The organism is Namhaeicola litoreus, assembly GCF_042679565.1.
Taxonomy (GTDB): Bacteria; Bacteroidota; Bacteroidia; order Flavobacteriales; family Flavobacteriaceae; genus Namhaeicola; species Namhaeicola litoreus.
In genome coordinates, this window is sequence record NZ_JBHTMY010000002.1 from 163,231 (window position 1) to 182,012 (window position 18,782).

Annotated in this window: 11 protein-coding genes; 9 read left to right on the forward strand and 2 right to left on the reverse strand. The window is 34.6% G+C overall.

Annotation, left to right across the window (positions count from 1 at the left end; translation table 11 throughout):
- Positions 1-29: 29 nt before the first annotated feature.
- From ACFQ39_RS02605 to ACFQ39_RS02645, 9 genes are all read left to right on the forward strand, one after another.
- Positions 30-2,333 (forward strand): NADP-dependent malic enzyme, encoded by a 2,304-nt coding sequence (locus ACFQ39_RS02605; RefSeq protein WP_377176148.1) that lies wholly within the window; start codon positions 30-32, stop codon positions 2,331-2,333.
- Positions 2,334-2,398: 65 nt separating this feature from the next.
- Positions 2,399-2,980 carry a Holliday junction branch migration protein RuvA gene (ruvA, locus tag ACFQ39_RS02610; protein ID WP_377176150.1) on the forward strand — a complete coding sequence of 194 codons (582 nt, stop codon included), beginning with the start codon at positions 2,399-2,401 and terminating at the stop codon, positions 2,978-2,980.
- Positions 2,981-2,982: 2 nt separating this feature from the next.
- On the forward strand, positions 2,983-10,017 hold the full coding sequence (gene sov / locus ACFQ39_RS02615) for a T9SS outer membrane translocon Sov/SprA (RefSeq protein WP_377176152.1): 7,035 nt from the start codon (positions 2,983-2,985) through the stop codon (positions 10,015-10,017).
- Between the two features lie 11 nt (positions 10,018-10,028).
- A complete protein-coding gene (gcvH, locus tag ACFQ39_RS02620) occupies positions 10,029-10,409 on the forward strand; it encodes a glycine cleavage system protein GcvH (protein ID WP_377176154.1) in 381 nt (126 codons plus the stop codon).
- Positions 10,375-10,764, forward strand: coding sequence for a VanZ family protein (locus ACFQ39_RS02625; protein ID WP_377176156.1), 390 nt, complete (start codon positions 10,375-10,377; stop codon positions 10,762-10,764). The genes gcvH and ACFQ39_RS02625 overlap by 35 nt, the downstream gene beginning before the upstream one ends.
- A gap of 58 nt (positions 10,765-10,822) precedes the next feature.
- Positions 10,823-11,542, forward strand: a complete 720-nt coding sequence (locus tag ACFQ39_RS02630) for an energy transducer TonB (protein WP_377176158.1) — start codon at positions 10,823-10,825, stop codon at positions 11,540-11,542.
- Positions 11,543-11,671: 129 nt separating this feature from the next.
- Positions 11,672-12,406 (forward strand): energy transducer TonB, encoded by a 735-nt coding sequence (locus tag ACFQ39_RS02635; protein WP_377176160.1) that lies wholly within the window; start codon positions 11,672-11,674, stop codon positions 12,404-12,406.
- Positions 12,407-12,550: 144 nt separating this feature from the next.
- Positions 12,551-13,132 carry an acyltransferase gene (locus ACFQ39_RS02640; RefSeq protein WP_377176162.1) on the forward strand — a complete coding sequence of 194 codons (582 nt, stop codon included), beginning with the start codon at positions 12,551-12,553 and terminating at the stop codon, positions 13,130-13,132.
- 48 nt (positions 13,133-13,180) lie between these two features.
- Entirely contained in the window at positions 13,181-15,265 is a 2,085-nt protein-coding gene (locus tag ACFQ39_RS02645) for a gliding motility protein RemB (RefSeq protein WP_377176163.1), read from the forward strand.
- Here ACFQ39_RS02645 and ACFQ39_RS02650 read toward each other — a convergent pair.
- On the reverse strand, positions 15,262-17,751 hold the full coding sequence (locus tag ACFQ39_RS02650) for a DUF5686 and carboxypeptidase-like regulatory domain-containing protein (RefSeq protein WP_377176165.1): 2,490 nt from the start codon (positions 17,749-17,751) through the stop codon (positions 15,262-15,264). The genes ACFQ39_RS02645 and ACFQ39_RS02650 overlap by 4 nt on opposite strands.
- A 120-nt stretch (positions 17,752-17,871) precedes the next feature.
- Positions 17,872-18,756 carry a helix-turn-helix transcriptional regulator gene (locus ACFQ39_RS02655; RefSeq protein ID WP_377176167.1) on the reverse strand — a complete coding sequence of 295 codons (885 nt, stop codon included), beginning with the start codon at positions 18,754-18,756 and terminating at the stop codon, positions 17,872-17,874.
- Between the last annotated feature and the right edge of the window lie 26 nt (positions 18,757-18,782).

Here is an 18,782-nt window from a genome sequence, read left to right on the forward strand (position 1 = left end):
GGTTACATTTGTTCCTACAATAACAATTTATGAGTACCAAGATCAGTAAAAAGGAAGCTCTTCAATACCATGAGTCACCTCAACCCGGAAAAATCCAGATTACACCTACTAAAAAACATGCAACACAAAGAGATTTATCTCTGGCATATTCTCCGGGAGTTGCCTATCCCTGTTTGGAAATTGCAGAAGATCCAGAGAAAGTATATAAATATACTTCCAAGGGCAATTTAGTTGCTGTAATTTCAAATGGAACTGCTGTACTAGGTCTGGGGGATATTGGCGCTGAAGCGGGCAAACCTGTAATGGAAGGAAAAGCTTTGCTCTTCAAAATTTTTGCTGATATTGATGTTTTTGATATCGAGGTAGGCACTAAAAATGTTGAAGAATTCATTCAAACAGTAAAAAATATTGCACCTACATTTGGAGGAATAAATTTAGAAGATATCAAAGCACCTGAGGCCTTTGAAATTGAAAAGAGATTAGTTGCCGAATTGAATATTCCCGTCATGCACGACGACCAGCACGGAACTGCGATTATATCTACTGCTGCTCTAAAAAATGCATTAGAAATAGCCGGTAAAAAGGCTGAAGATGTGATTATTGTAATAAACGGTGCAGGAGCCGCAGCAATTTCTTGCTCTAAATTATACAAGAATCTTGGCGTGAAGCCTGAGAATATGATTATGTGTGATAGCAAAGGTGTAATCAGAAAAGATAGATTAGACCTTAGTGAAGAAAAAACAGAGTTCGCTACAGATAAAAATGTACACACTTTAGCTGAAGCGATGAAAAATAGTGATGTTTTTATTGGCCTGTCTAAAGGTGATGTGGTAAGCCCGGCAATGATAAAAAGCATGGCAAAGAATCCCATTGTTTTTGCTATGGCAAATCCCGATCCCGAAATTTCTTATTCATTAGCCATAAAGACTAGAAAAGACATCATTATGGCTACTGGACGGTCGGATCATCCTAATCAGGTCAATAATGTATTAGGTTTCCCCTTTATTTTTCGAGGAGCATTAGATGTGAGAGCGACCAAGATTAACGAAGAAATGAAAATGGCAGCCGTTTATGCTTTAGCGGAACTAGCCAAAGAATCTGTTCCTGAACACGTAAATATTGCTTATAAAGAAAAGAAGCTGCAATTTGGCAAGGATTATATAATACCAAAGCCTTTTGATACGAGATTAATAACAAAAATCCCTCCTGCTGTCGCCAAAGCGGCTATGGAGAGTGGCGTAGCAACCCAACCCATTAAAGATTGGGCGAAATATATAGAATTACTTGAAGAGAGACTAGGGACAGGAAATAAACTAATGAGACTGGTTACGGCCAGAGCAAAATCTGACCCAAAAAAGGTTCTATTTGCCGAAGCCGATGAACTGGCTGTGCTAAAAGCTGCACAAATTGTTCATGAAGAGGGTATTGCTAAGGTTGTTCTTTTAGGGAATAAAGAAAAGATTACCTTCTTGATGAAGGAGTTAAGTTTTGATGGAGATATTGAAATTATAGATCCAAAATCAAACGAAGAACAAGAAAGAAGAGATTTGTTCGCAGAACAATATTGGAAACAAAGACAACGTAAAGGAATTACTCTTTTAGAGGCAGAAAAATGGATGCGTGAAAGGAATTATTTTGCCGCAATGATGCTGAATAACGACCTTGCCGATGCACTTGTAACAGGATATACAAGAGCATATCCAACTGTCGCCAAGCCAATAATCGAATTAATTGGAAAGCAACCCGGATTAAAAAAAGTAGCAGCAACAAATTTGATGTTAACAGAGAAAGGTCCACTTTTTTTATCGGATACTGCCATGATCCGAAATCCCACAACAGAAGAATTAGTGGAAATTGTCAGATTGACCAACACAACCATGAAATTGTTTGGTTTAAGTCCTAATCTTGCCTTTGTTTCCTACGCCAATTTTTCTCCGTCAAAATTAGAATCAGTGCAGAAAATTCAGGATGCCGTAAGCATTATACATCACAAACATCCCGCTATTAATATCGATGGCGCCTTACAAGCCGATTTTGCCTTGAATGAAAATTTGAGATCTTCAAAATTTCCGTTTACTAAAATTGAAGGAAAAAAGGTAAACGGTTTGATCTTTCCAAACTTGGATGCTGCCAACATCAGTTATAAGCTTTTAAAAGAATTAAACAATATAGAATCTGTTGGGCCAATCATTATGGGATTGAGAAAACCGGTCCACTTGCTGCAACTCAGAGCTTCAGTTGATGAAATAGTAAATATGGTAACTGTAGCAGTCGTTGATGCACAAGAAAAAGAAATTCAAGAAAATTTAAAAAATAAAAAAGGGAAAAATTAATTGCCATCTGTTCATTCTCCTCAATCAGATGCTCGCAATAGTTGGTTCTAAAATTCAACTAAAAAATGATTACATATTTAAAAGGTAAACTGGCGGAAAAAAATCCGACCAATGTTATCATAGAATGCAATGGAATTGGCTATTATGTGCTCATTTCATTACAGACCTATACTCGAATTCCGGACACGGAAAATATTTTATTGCACACCCATTTATCTATAAGAGAAGATGCGCACGTGCTATTTGGTTTCTATGATAAAATTGAGAGGGAAATATTTAAACTTCTCATATCTGTTTCTGGTGTTGGGCCTAGTACGGCCATTACCATGCTTTCTTCAATGACACCAGAGCAAATTCAGCAAGCTATTGCAAATAAAGATGTTACGGCCATTAAATCTGTGAAAGGGATTGGTGATAAAACTGCCCAAAGGGTTATTGTTGATTTAAAGGACAAGATCTTAAAAACTTTCAACATTTCAGAAGATTTATTAACAAGCAACAATACAATAAAAAATGAAGCGTTAACAGCTTTGGAGGTTTTAGGTTTTTCAAGAAAGACATCAGAAAAAGTAGTTCAGTCATTATTGAATGAATCGACCGACATAACAATAGAAGAATTGATCAAAAAGGCACTTAAAAACTTGTAAATTTGTTCGCCCTCAAGAAATTTACATACCAATCGCTAATTCTATTCATTGGCTTATTAGGTTATGCCTTTTCTTCATATGCTCAAAATTCTCCTTCTCAGATTACTCAAGACACAATCCCTGATTTAAAATATAATTTTAAAAATTCTCAAAAAGGTCGTTTTTTCTTAACAGACCCGACAAAATATGAAGTGATCTTTGATCCTGAAATTGGACAGTATATTTTCTATGAAAAGATAGGTGATTATTTAATCAAACATCCTTCGTACATGACTCAAAAAGAGTATGAAGAATATCGCCTAAATAGAGATATGCTCGATTATGCTAAAAACAAACTCAGTGCCATCGACGGAAAAAAAGAAGGTACTTTGGAAGAACAAAAAGATTTACTACCCACGTATTATGTCAATTCTAAATTTTTTGAAGATATTTTTGGCGGAAATGAAATCGATGTAAATCCGCAAGGTTCTATTCTTTTAAGAATGGGAATTATACACCAACAAGTAGAAAATCCGCAACTTTCTGAAAGAAACAGAAAAAGTACCACATTCGATTTTGACCAAGAAATTAGTGCCAGTTTAAATGCCCAAGTTGGGCAAAGATTGCGGGTAAATGCCAACTTTGATACACAATCTACATTTAACTTTCAAAACCTCATCAAGATAGAATATGTACCCACAGAAGATGACATCATTCGTAAAATTGAAGTGGGTAATGTTAGTATGCCCTCCAGAAATTCTTTGGTGACGGGAGTACAAAACCTTTTCGGAGCCAAAACAGAACTCCAATTTGGAAAGACGACAATAACGGGTATTTTCTCGCAGCAAAGATCTCAGTCGAGAACAGTGGCCGCAGAAGGTGGATCTTTGATTCAAGAATTTGATTTTAGAGCCACCAATTACGATATAAACCGACATTACTTTTTGGCACATCAGTTCAGAGACACCTATGAAAACGCCCTTATAAATTTTCCGTTGATCAATACGAATATTAGAATTACGAGAATTGAGATATGGTCAACGAATAGAAATGCCACCACAGATAATACCAGAAATATTGTCGCTTTAAGTGATCTGGGAGAAAATAAATCAGAAAACATTGGGCCTGCCAATGTAGTTCCAAATCCGGGTGCTACAGACCCTTCAAATCAAGCGAACAATTTAAATGACTTACTTGTTTTAAACGGACCCATTCGAAAAATATCTTCAGTTGGCTCCGCTCTGGCACCATATGGAATGCAACAAGGCAGGGATTACACGATTTTAGAAAATGCCCGAAAACTTGTTCAAGGAGTAGATTTTAATTTTAATGCCCAACTGGGTTTTATTAGTTTAAATAAAAGATTGATAGACAGCGATGTTTTAGCGGTGGCATTTGAATATACAGATGGCGTAAATGTTTATCAAGTAGGTGAATTAAGCGGTGATGGTATTGTAGCACCAGACAACTTAGTTGTAAAACTTTTACAAAGTGAAATCTTTAATACAGAAATTCCTCTTTGGGATTTGATGATGAAAAACGTCTACGAAATACCTGGAGCATTTCAATTGCAAGAAGACAATTTTAGGATAGAATTAATGTATCAAGATGACGAAACTGGCGTTCCTGTAAATATTTTGCAAAATGCAAAAACAGAAGAAGTTCAGAATAAAACGCTTTTAAATATTATGCGTCTGGATCGACTTGATCAAAACGATAATATTTTTCCACAAGGTGATGGTTTTTTTGATTATATCGAAAATATTACAGTGAGTTCACAGCAAGGGTATATCATATTTCCAACGGTCGAGCCCTTTGGAGAATATTTAGACAATGTTCTCGACGCAGAAGACGATGTGTATGTTTTTAATGAGTTATACGACAGAACACAGGCTGAAGCACAAAATGATTTTCAGGTAAAAGACAAATATCTTTTTAAGGGATATTTCAAATCTGATGGAAGAAACGGCATCCCCTTGGGAGCATTTAATGTGCCAAGAGGTTCCGTAAAAGTAACCTCTGGAGGTAGAGAATTGGTTGAGGGAGTTGACTATGTGGTAGATTACAACATTGGTAATGTTCAAATAATTAATCCCACATTAATAGATTCGAATGCCCCAATTGATGTTTCTGTAGAAAATAATATGGGTTTTACTCAGCAGAGAAGAACCTATATGGGAGTAGATGTATTGCATACGTTCAATGAAAACTTAGCTGTGGGCGGCAGCATCATCAATTTGAATGAAAGACCTTTGACTCAAAAAGCACAATTTGGTGCAGAGCCTGTAAACAACACCATTTTTGGAGCTCATGTAAATTATACCACTAAAGTGCCTTTTCTTACGAAACTGGCAAATAAATTGCCAAATATAGATACAGATGTAGAGTCTACGGTATCTGTAAGAGCAGAAGTAGCACATTTACTACCTGGGTCTCCAAATGGAATAAATTTAGAAGGGGCTGCCACTTCTTATGTTGATGATTTTGAGGGCTCACAAATTCCTATAGACATTAGATCCCCAAAACAATGGTTTTTGGCTAGTACGCCTCAAGGACAATTTGGTGAACTCGATTTTAATAATGGAAATTTAGCTCCGGGATTACCTGAGGAGCTGAGATCAGGAGCGAAAAGATCAAAATTAGCTTGGTATAACATTGATCAGCTTTTTTACGGGTCAACACTTAGGCCTTCAAATATTGATAACAATGAGTTATCACGAGCCGAAGTTAGGCAAATAAACTATTCTGAATTATTTCCAGAAACAGAACTTGACATTACTCAATCTAATATTGTTAGAACTTTAGATCTGGCCTATTTTCCACAAGAACGAGGAACCTATAATTTTGATAATAGTTTTGGACCTGATGGTAAATATATCAATCCGGAAGATCGTTGGGGAGGAATTATGCGGCCACTCACGACTACAAATTTCCAACAGGCAAATATAGAATATATTGAATTTTGGCTTTTAGATCCTTATGAAAACTATTCTTTAACCCCTGCAGAAGGCGGTCCGGCAAATCCTCCTTCCCCAACTGATTTTGTTGGAGAGTTATACTTTAATTTTGGTAGTGTTTCCGAAGACATATTAAAAGATGACAGGAAAATGTTTGAAAACGGACTTCCTGAAGATGGCGTTCAAATCCCAGATAACAATGTAGAAATCACGCCATGGTCATCTATACCAAAAAACCAGTCGTTGTTATATGCTTTTACAGAAGATGATAAGGCACGTCCAAATCAGGATTTAGGCTTTGACGGAATAAATGATACCGATGAGGCAGTGCGATTTGGTAATGTCTTTGGCGAAGACCCGGCAAATGATAATTTTCAATTTTTTAGAGGCCAAGAATTAGACGCTGAGAATGCGGGAATTGTAAAAAGATATCGAAATTTCAACCTCACACAAGGAAACTCAAATACCCCTGGAACCTCTACCGAATCCTTCCCAACCTCCGCTACTTCATTTCCTGATGTCGAAGACATCAACAGAGATCAGACAATGAGTGCTATTGAAAGTTATTATCAATATAAAGTGTCCATGAACAAATCAGATTTTGTCGTTGGTCAGAATTTTATTGTAGATAAAAAAGAGGTGAATGTAAAGCTAGCTAATGGCAACGACCAAACAGCTACCTGGTATCAATTCAGAATTCCTATTACAGTGCCAGAAGATCCAAATAACATCATAAATAACATGTCGGGGTTTACTTCCATCAGATTTATGAGAATGTTTCTCACGAAATTTAGGATTCCGGTGGTACTTAGATTTGGAGAATTTCAATTGATTAGAGGAGACTGGAGAAGGTATACAAAAACACTTGATGAAAACATCGAACCGCCACAAGAAATTACACCGATAGAAAATCAAAACTTTAGGGTAGGAGTAGTTAATATTGAGGAAAATAGTGATAGACAGCCTATTCCTTATGTACTCCCTCCTGGAATTAGAAGAGAGCAATTACAAGGTACAACTACGATCCAGCAACAAAATGAGCAATCACTTTCAGTGAAAATTACAGATTTAGCCCCAGGGGATACAAGAGCTGTATTTAAAAATACGACGTTTGATATGAGGATGTATAAAAACCTTCAAATGTTTTTACATGCGGAATCTGTATTGGGTTCTGTTCCTGTAAGAGATAACGAATTGCTCGCCATTATGAGGTTAGGTAGTGATAATGACAATAATTTTTATCAAATAGAAGTACCGTTAAAAATAACAGATTTTGATGCCGTTTCTGCAGAAGATATTTGGCCAGAAGAGAATAATCTGCTCACAAAGTTGGAAGAATTGGGAAAACTGAAATTACAGCGAGTTGATGAAGGTGGAGCACCAAATGAGTTATTTCCTGCCATTGTAAACGGAGAACCTGCGGAATACAGAGTCCGAGTTAAAGGAAATCCGAACTTGGCAAATATCCGTACAATAATGCTTGGGGTTAAAAACGTAAGTGAAACACCAAAAAATATGGAAGTTTGGTTTAACGAATTGCGCCTTTCTGAATTTGATAATGAAGGCGGTTGGGCGGCCAATTTAAATGCCGATGCTAATATTGCAGATTTTGCAAACTTATCTTTATCGAGTAATTTATTTACCAAGGGCTTTGGGGCTATTGATCAGAGAGTAAACGAAAGAAGTCAAGAAGACGTGTTCCAATATGGCGTAATTACTACGGTGAATATGGGGCAACTTCTTCCTAAAAAAGTAGGACTGAACTTACCGGTAAATGTAAGTTTTTCAGAAGAATTTAGAGATCCGAAATTCGATCCAAGATATCAAGATGTTCTATTTGATAACGGAAGTACGGATAGTGATTTGGCTCGAGATTATACCCAACGCAGGAGTATTAATTTTATAAATGTAAGAAAGAACGTCACAACATTCGACAGAAAACCTCATTTCTATGATGTTGAAAACCTATCATTTTCATATTCGTATAACGATATGTATCATAGAAATTATAATATTCAAAAGTTTTTGGACCAAAGATTGAGAACTTCTTTGAATTATGCCTATAGTTTACAACCAAAGTATTTTGAACCGCTTAAAAATTGGGGACCGATTTCGAGCAAAGATTATCTGAGTTTTTTAAGAGATCTCAACGTTAATTTTGTGCCTAGTTCTATCGCCATCAATTCAAATATCATAAGATCTTACAACGAACAATTATCGAGATCTTTGGTAGAGGGCTTACCAGATTTGCCAACTTTGACCCAACGAAATTTTATGTTTAATTGGGACTATCTCATTGCTTATAATCTCACCAAATCAATCCAACTAACGCTTAGAGCATTAGACAGTTATGTGTATGATGATTTTGAAGGAGAAACAGATATTCAGCTCTATGATAATTTCTTTACGCTTGGAAGACCAGAACATTACCACCAAACGTTAGAGGCTTCTTATAAATTACCCTTTGATAAAATTAAGCACTTAGAATTTATTAATGGAACTTATAATTATACCGCAGATTACGATTGGCAGGCTCCTGCTCTATCGAATATATCATTAATTGGAAACAACATTCAAAATGCCAATACCCATACATTCACTGCAGATTTCTCTATGGATCGTTTGTATCAAGATCTAAAATTAGACCGATTGTTTAACAAGAAACCAGTTCAAAAAGTAGATAAAAATGGTATAGCATTACCACCTAGCGCAAATACATCTCAAAAATTCACAAACACGGGTCAACAAATTGGAAGATTTGCCGTTGACTTGCTCACCTCAATCAAAAATATCCGATTATCTTATTCCGAAAATAATGGAACATTTCTGGCTGGTTACATCCCAGAAAGTGGTTTGTTAGGCTTAAATAGTTATGAAGGAGGTTTTGCACCGAGTTTAGGATTTGTTTTTGGTAGTCAATCAGACATTTTAAATCATGCACTCAAAAATAATTGGTTAATTTCAAGACAGGATAATGAAAATATTTACAACAAGAATTATAGTAAATCGCATTTTGAAAAGCTTGATTATTCATTGAGTGTGAGACCAACCAAGTCTTTGGATATTGAAATATTCGGAAACAAGACATATACTAAAAGCTTCAGTCAACAACTCGATGTGGTCGAGGGACTTCTAAATGATGCACCAATCAGCGCGATGGGCAACTTTAGCATATCATTCTTTATGCTTAAAGCAAGCTTTAAGGATCAGGATCAAATATTCGAAGAATTTAAAGCAAACAGAGGAATTATTGCACAGCGCTTATCTCAAAAAACCGGTGGTGACATTAGTGGATTTGGAGAAACCAATCAAGATGTTGTTCTACCCGCCTTTTTAGCCGCTTATTCTGGAAATGATGCAGGTTCTGTCAGTCTGAATGCTTTCAGAGATACGCCACTTCCCAATTGGAGAGTAAACTATACTGGTTTGATGCAAATAGGCTGGTTCAAAGAAAATTTCAGAAATTTTTCAGTCGAAAACAGTTATCGTTCCATGTATTCAGTTCTATCCTTTACAAACAATTTAAAGTATAACCAAGATCAGCCGTATAGCGATTTAAATAAAGATATCGCCGGAAATTTCAACCCAGAAAAGTTATATAATGGAGTAAGTTTAATTGAAGAATTTGCCCCTTTGGTCAAGGTAGATTTCACCATGAAAAATTCATTTTCTATGAGAGCAGCTTATAATAAAGATAAAGCGCTTAATTTAAATTTTAACAACAATACTGTGACCGAGATTAATGGAGATGAAATTGTGTTAGGACTGGGTTACCGCATTAAAAATGTTAAAATGAAATTTAAAATGGGGGAAAAACAAACAACTTTTCAGGGCGATATCAATTTTAAAGCCGACTTAGGTTTTAGAGACAATCTCACTATCATTAGGTCATACGGCGCAACAGATGATCTCCAAAACAATCAGATTACAGGTGGACAAAATCTAACGACCATCAAATTCTTAGTCGATTATTCTCTAAACAAAAATTTGTTAACATCTTTTTACTTTGATTATAATAAGTCTAAATTTGCAATCTCGACAACTTACCCTAGAACAGCCATCAATTCGGGGATAAGTTTTCGTTACATCATAGGAAACTAAAACTAAAATAAATGAATATACCTGAAAATTTAAAATACACCAAAGATCACGAGTGGATCAAGATAGAAGGTGAATTTGCCATTGTAGGAATTACTGATTTTGCACAAAGCGAATTAGGAGATATTGTCTATGTAGATGTAGAAACTCAGGGTGATACTGTAGAACAGGAAGATGTTTTTGGCAGTGTGGAAGCCGTAAAAACAGTTTCAGACTTGTTTATGCCTTTATCCGGTGAAGTTGTTGAGTTTAATGAAGCCTTAGAGTCATCTCCTGAAAGCATTAATTCAGATCCTTATGGAAAAGGATGGATTATTAAAATTCTATTTTCAGATGAATCACAAATAGATAATTTACTTGATGCTACAGCATATAAAGAAATTATTGGAGCATAATGCTCTTTATATCGCAATAGCAATTACTACATTTATTGCCTATTTAAGTTTAAGTTCAGAGTCCAAAATAGACCTCGGTTTTACTTTTAAGTCGAAAGATAAATTGTATCACACCTTAGCCTATTTTACACTAACATTTGCATGGCTATTTGCTTTTCGAAATAAGTACCAAAACAACAAGTTTAAAATACTGACCTTATGTGCCTTAACATTTTATGGCATTATTCTTGAAGTCTTACAAGGAACATTAACGAATTATAGAACATCTGATTTATACGATGCGATTGCCAATTTTTTGGGAGTAATCTTAGGAATTTTTGCTTTTAATATCTTTTTAAAATGGTACAATCAATAAATTACTTGTTATTTTTTAAATTATTTCATTAAATTAGCCACCATTAAAATCTTAGAGAATGGAATTGAAAAAAAACCCTAAAGCTAATCTCGAAAAACACAATAAGCAATTTATGTTGCTTGGTTTGGTATTGGCACTTTTGATCATATATGTAGGGATAGAATGGAAAACTTTTGAACGAAACATTGCCGACCTGGGTGTTGTCAATGCTGAATTAGATGAAGAAATCGATATCCCTATTACAGAAAGAATTCAGGAAGTGAAGCCACCACCACCACCACCACCGGCTCCTGAAAAAATTGAAATTGTTGAAGACGATACCGAAATTGAAGAAACAGTTCTGGAATCTACAGAAACTGACCAGAATGAGGTAGTTGAGGTGCAAGAAATTGTTGAAATTGTTGAAGAAGAAGTAGTTGAAGAAGATGTACCTTTTGCTATTATTGAAGAAGTACCTACTTATCCAGGTTGCAAAGGATCGAATGCAGAGAAAAAGAAATGTCTTCAAGATAATATTCAAAAAATAGTCAATAAAAACTTTAATACAGGCTTAGCCAATGACCTAGGTTTATCTCCAGGTAAAAAGAAAGTTTATGTGATGTTTAAAATTGATAAAACAGGAAAAGTAACTGACATCGCAGCACGTGGACCACATGCCAGACTTGAAAAAGAAGCAATTAGAGTTGTGGAAAAAATCCCTGAAATGACTCCTGGTAAACAAAGAAACAGACCAGTTGGTGTGAAATATACATTACCAATCACGTTAATTGTAGAGTAATCTCAAATGAAAATATCTAAAAAGACCACCTAAAAAGGTGGTCTTTTTTATTTAATAGTAATGATAAAAATCATATTCTAACATCATAACCTTTTATAACTTAGATTTATAATTATAAATTTAAAAGTCATGTTAGTAAAAAAGCATCATAAAGCAAGACTTTCTCCTCATACAAAGATTTTCTTTCAACTTGGCTTAGTTTTAGCCCTATTTGTAATTTATATTGCCTTAGAATGGAAAACAGTAGATAGAACTGTAGACGAGTTGGCAAATTATTCTTTTCAAGAGGAATTGGTCGAAGACATTCCAATTACAGAACGTATTTTAGAATCTAAACCGTTGCCACCGCCACCACCTGCACCAGAGAAAATAGAAATTGTAGATGATGATTTGGAAATAGAAGAAACAATTATTGAATCTACAGAAACAGACCAAAATCAGATGATTGAAGTATCTGAAGTTGTGATTACTGAAGTTGTGGAAGAAGAAGAAGTTCCAGAAGATGTACCTTTTGCTATTATTGAAGAAACACCCGTTTTTCCGGGTTGTACAGGTACAAAACAACAAAAAAAGGAATGTTTACAAGAAAAAATTCAACAACATGTAAACAAAAATTACAATACCGGTTTAGCCTCAGAGCTTGGATTACCTTCAGGTAAAAAGAAAGTATATGTAATTTTTAATATAAATAGTAAGGGGGAAATTGCCAATGTGGCTGCAAGAGGTCCACATGCAAGATTAGAAAAAGAAGCTATCCGTGTTGTAGAGATGTTGCCAAAAATGACACCAGGTAAACAAAGGGGCGTACCTGTTGGTGTTAAATACACTCTACCCATAACCCTAATTGTTCAGGACGGAATGTAGTTCGTTTTAAAATGTTACATAACTCGTGTTGAGATTTGGTAAAAATTCTCAACACGAGTTTTTATTTATAACATCTTTTGTTTTAAAGTGAAAGTGAACGGGTAAAATATATTATTTTTATTTTTTCATTTAACAGAAATCTCTATGAATAAGAAAAACTTTTTTGCCCACGAATCCGCTGTAATAGATTCACCTTGTGAAATTGGTGAAGGAACTAAAATTTGGCATTTTAGCCATATAATGCCGAATTGTGCCATTGGTGAAAAGTGCAATATTGGTCAGAATGTAGTAGTTTCTCCTAATGTAATACTTGGCAAAAATGTAAAAGTTCAAAACAATGTTTCAATCTATACCGGGGTTATTTGTGAGGATGATGTGTTCTTGGGACCTTCTATGGTCTTTACGAATGTCATTAACCCGAGAAGTGCTGTCAATCGAAAAGAAGAATATATGCGTACTGTGGTTAAAAAAGGAGCTACTATTGGCGCGAATGCTACTATAGTTTGTGGTAATAATATTGGAGAATATGCCTTGATAGGTGCAGGAAGCGTTGTCACCAAAGAAATTTTACCTTATGCCCTTGTGGTTGGCAATCCTGCGAAACAAATAGGTTGGGTAAGTGCTTACGGCCATAGGTTACATTTTAATGATGATGGGGTAGCTATTTGTCCTGAAAGCAATGAAAAATATGCCCTTAAGAACAACATTGTTACCAAAATAAATTAGTTTTGTGCCTGACATAAATTGCTTCTATCAAACTTGTTAATAAATAAAATGAACAGATTACTTTTCGCAATTATACTTTTATTTAGTTCTTCAATTTTTGGCCAAATCGAAAAACCTCCTATCTATCCCGGATGCGAGAATTTAGACGCTAACCAGACAGAAGCTTGCTTTTTTACTAGCCTCAAAAATGATGTAATTTCTAAATTTAATGTGCCAGAAAAAGCAATTCGAGAAAATTACAAGGGAAAGGTTAATGTCATTTTTGTTGTTGACAATACAGGTAAAATAAATGTCTTACATGTGACAGCGATGTATCAGGAACTTGAGGACGAAGTAAATCGAATATTTAATACATTGCCCAAAATTGTTCCTGCCACCTATAACAGCCGAAATATAGAAAAACAATATTTATTACCTATTTCAATCCCTTTAGACAAAGCAGGGCAAGAATACCAAGTTCTCGCAAAACCCACACCAGTTGTCTCTGAACCATTCATGATTGAAGATACACAGAAAGTGGAAATTGAAGATGCCATTCAAAACACTAGTATATTTCCAGAATTCCAAAGTGAATTAAACATACCATTTACACACATAGGTTATGATGATATCATATATCATTTAGAGCAAAATGAGAATACCCATACAGCTTCGAAACCCTATTTGTATAACGAAGTAAAGCCATATATCGACCTCGAAGCAAAAAGAAATGCAATATTAAAAGACAAAGAAACCTGGGCTGGTAGAAAATTGTGGAATGAACATTTGTTTTTAGTAAAAGGAAAAAATTACTGGTTTACGGTGAACCCTGCTTTCGATTTCCAGATTGGTAAAGATAACTCTGACATAGATTATACTTACAACAACACAAGAGCGATCCAAATACAAGGTAGCTTAGGAAAAAAATTCAGCTTTTCAACATCTTTTTACGAAAGCCAAGGAAGGTTTGCCCAATATATCAATGAGACCACCAGAGAATATAATCCAATAATTGGTGCCAGTGCCATTGTACCTGGCCGAGGAAAAGCTAAAAGTTTTAAAGAAGGTGGGTTTGATTACCCTGTAGCAGAAGCTTATCTAAGTTACACCCCAAACGAATTCTTCAACTTTCAATTTGGTAATGGCAAGAATTTTATTGGTGATGGATATCGTACTTTCTTTTTATCAGATGTAGCCTCTCCCTATCCCTTCTTTAAAATAAGCACCAACTTCTGGAAAATAAAATATACCAATCTCTGGATGTGGATGTCTGATGTAAGAAGAACCACAACTGATGATGGAACCAATTTACAGAAATATGTTGCCATGCATCATTTGAGTTGGAATGTAACCAAAAACTTTAATATTGGGCTATTTGAGGCGGTCATTACGAATGAAAATAGTTATAATGGCTTTGATGTATCATTCTTTAATCCGATTATTTTTTACCGCGCTGTAGAGTTTTCAAACGGTGGAGATTTAAGCGGAAATGTTCAAATTGGTTTGAATATGAAATATAAAATCAATGAAAGAATTTCTGTTTACAATCAATTTTTAGTAGACGAAATGACTGTTGATGAAGTTTTTAGTGGAGAAGGATATTGGGGTAATAAATTTGCTTTTCAGTTAGGAGGGAAATTTTTTGATGCCTTTAAAATTAAAAATCTAATGTTGCAGGGTGAGTTCAATTGGGTAAGGCCTTATACTTTTGCACATGGTGAAATTCCTTTAAACTCGGGTCATTACAACCAACCAATCTCTCACCTCTGGGGAGGGAATTTTTGGGAAGTTGCAGGCATTGCGCGTTATCAAAAAGACAGATGGTATGGAGATATGAAAATTATAATCGGAGAAAAGGGATTCGATTTTAGTAACTCTAACGTGACTTATGGTGGCGATATCTATAAATCATACAATGATAGACTTTCTGATTATGACAATAGTGTGGCCCAGGGTAATACCACTAATATTTTTATTACAGAATTAAAGGCTGGTTATGTCATTAATCCAGTGACAAATCTCAATGCTTTTGCAGGATTTACTTATCGAGGTTTCTCTCCATTAGAATCTGCTGGCATCGTAAGAGAAGATCAAACAACTTGGTTTACAGTTGGTGTTAGGTCAGATTTGTTCAACTGGTATTTTGATCGTTAAAAATAAAATCCTAAACCAGCTTTAAATGCAAAGTTAGTGGCCCCTGGAATATCTCTATAGCTACCTCGATAAACTAGGTCAAAACGCAAGAGTTTAAATATATTTCCAACCCCAACATGGTATTCCCAGTAAAGTTTTTCTGGTGCCAAATACTGAATTTCGGATGCATTTAAAGCAATATTCTCATCAGAAATATTTCCTACTACACCTCTAACCCCTACTATTTCTCTCCATTGCAATTTTCGTATTAAAGGTATTTTAGAAAAAATTCTTCCATTAAAATTATGCTCTAAATGCAATGAGGCGTATTCATCCGTAACAAATTCATAGTAATCTAAAAGATCAAAAAGTCTTTGACCTGTAAAATAAGTTTGGTTACCAGGGACAATATTGAGTAGTAATAGTGGAACTTCGTGATAGGTCTTTCCAATCTCAAAATAGGCCTTAGATCTACCCAATAAACCAATTTGAAAGGGCTGTTCGTAATAAAACTGAAATTTGTGGTAATCAAAATCGCTATTAAAAAGTCCTTCTAAACCTTTTGTGTAACTAAAAAATAAAGTAGGGTATCTCCCTTCGTTACTTACCCCTCTATCAACACCTAATCCCCATGGTTTTCTTCCTGGTGTATATTGAATACTCATACTCACCTCAGCCTGGTTAATCACACTCCTAATATTACCGTTCTCATCCAAAAAGTTCGCATTAAATACATTTTGATCTGCGGATTTTAGAGATTTCAAAGTACCACCGACCTTGATTTCTACATTTTTTAGAGGTTCAATGGAGACTTTCCCATTTGTAATATTTACATCGGATAAAAAAGAGTTATCTCCCCTTGTAAAAAGTGAAGTTGAGGCGAAACTTTTATCAAGCACATCATTAGAAGTGGTTAGGCTTACACCTAACTGTTCTATATCACGCCTGTTTCCTAAAGATAAAACAATTCTTTTATTTTTTTCTACCAACCATTTTCCTTCTATTCCATATTTAAATTTTCGATCTCCAAAACCATAGGCAATATAGCCTTGGAAACGCCACATATCAGATTGAGTAAAATAGGTTCTACCTCCAGCACGCAATTTAAAACCTTCGATCTCATTTAAACCAATTGTTGAATAAATAGGGCCCCAGTCAAAACCATTTGCCACTTGCCAATAGCCCGAAGTGAGTATTTCAGCAATCCCATTTAATTCTTTGAAGCGTTTTACAGTTTGAAGTGTATCTAACATTTTATAGATTCCAACTTCATCGTCATTCAGTTTTTCCATTCGATTCTCAGACCAGAAATCATCATTTTTATGATATATCTCCTGATCAGGAATTACTTTCTTTTTATAATACTCTTCAGGACGTTTAAAATTGAATAGATGATTATCGTACAGAGTTGTTCTTTTACCGTATACTCCTTTAGATTCGTCTTTGCTCCTCAAAGCAAAATCACTCATAAAGTGATCTCTTTTAAGTATAAAAACACTGTCATTTACTACATCAAACTCCTGTTCGATATACACTTCTTTTACCCAGTTAACATCGGCACTTTTATTGGCGTACATTTCAATTTGTTTGATGGCAAAAGTGGTATCATTCACCCAAAAATTCCCTTTAAATGTTAATTCATTCTTTCTTCGTGGATAAAAAACAATATTGTAACACCATTTATTCTCAATAAATGAACTATCGGCCAATACGTAGTTATAGGTTTGAGGGCCTAATTTTGACAATGGACTTGCAAAACTTTTGTCGAAAAATTTGACAAAATTTTCATAAATATCATAGTCAACATATAGCTGTTTTATGAAAGCAATTAACCCTTGATTATCTTGGAAACCGGAGTTTTTATTTCCTAACAGTTCCTCATTGAATTTTTTTGGAATAGTATTGGTTCCATAAATTTTGTAAGCCGATTCATTTATGAAAATTGGCAAATAGGGTTTTCCTGTGATGGAAGAAGTATCCACTTCATCGAAAATAAATTCCATGCCCTTAAAAACCTTACTCGATTTAAATTTTTCGTCTATATTATTTAAGTCGAACTCAATTTTTTCATACTTGCTGTATTCAAATTGGTTGTAAAGATTTAAACCGTTCTTTCTCTTTTTCGCCCAAATCTTTTTTAAAATATCTATTGCAGGATTATCTTTATTCTTAACCCTTCCAGAATAAACAGTGACTTCCTTGAGCAGATCTGCGTCTTCCTTTAAAACAACCAATAGATTATAATTATTTGTCTCTAGAGGCACAATGGTCTTTTGGAAGCCCATAAAAGTAACTTCCATTTCACTGTAATACTCATCTGCTTCAATATAGAATTTTCCATTTTCATCAGAAACTGTTCCCTTGATTGAACCTTTAAGAAGAATATTGGCGAAGGGTACAGGTTCATTGTTCTCATCTACTACCCTTCCACTAGCTCTTACTTGTGCAAAAAGTTGAAAATGTAAAAACACAGAAAAAAATAAAAAGAAAATAATTTTCTTAGTCATAAGCCTTTCATAAAAAATCCTTTCAAAAAAGAAAGGAAATTAAGGTGTTCAAAATTAATGTTTTTAATACCAAAGCAAATGTTTTCTTAGAGAAATGATTGTTCAAAAAGTATACGACTGTTAAACGCCAATACTTTGTAAATATTTCTTGGGAGTAGATCCGTATTTTTTCTTGAATGCCGCTATAAAATGGCTAGGAGTGCTGTAACCTACCTCAAAACTTATTTCTGCAATATTATATTTTTTAGTTGTGAGAAGATTCCTAGCGTATTCCATCTTATAATTAAATAAAAAAGCAAAAGCTGTTTCCCCATAAATATGCTTAAATCCATCTTTGAGGTATTGAAGTGGCAGATTTACTTGATTGGCTAGATCTGTTAATGTAGGAGGCTCGGCAAAATTATCTATCAAAATCTCTTTGGCTAATCTTATTTTTTCAACATTATTATCATCTTCTAAATATGGACATTTTTGTTTATCATCGGCATCTGATTGATGGAAATACAAACTTAGCAATTCGTATACTTTACCTCTGGTGTATAATTTTTCTAAGGAAGAATGTAATCCATAATTATAAATTTGATTTAAAACAATCATCAAAGAAGGTTCTAATGCTTTTTCCAAATAGTATTTTTTTTCAATATTTTCAGGATTCAGAAAATGTATCAGATTAGCTTCTTTTGTAAAAAAGGAATGGAACTTATCAATAGAAATAAGCAAAACTATAGCCCTTGTGCGAGCATGCAACAATAAATCAACCGGAAGATTTACTTGTGGATTATAGATAAGGTATGAATTATTCTCACCGATCTCTAAATGGTAATTTCCATTGTTGAAATTTAATTGATAACTACCCTGAATTCCAAAATGCATTTGTATAACATTGCTATCTCCTTTATGAAAAAAGTTCTTATCAATAGGTCTATTATTTTTTAATTTAATGATTGAAAAACCTGGCTCAACCTCAAACTTAAATGCCATACTTTCATCGATACTTTCTGCCATGATATTTTAATTATTCAAATTAGATA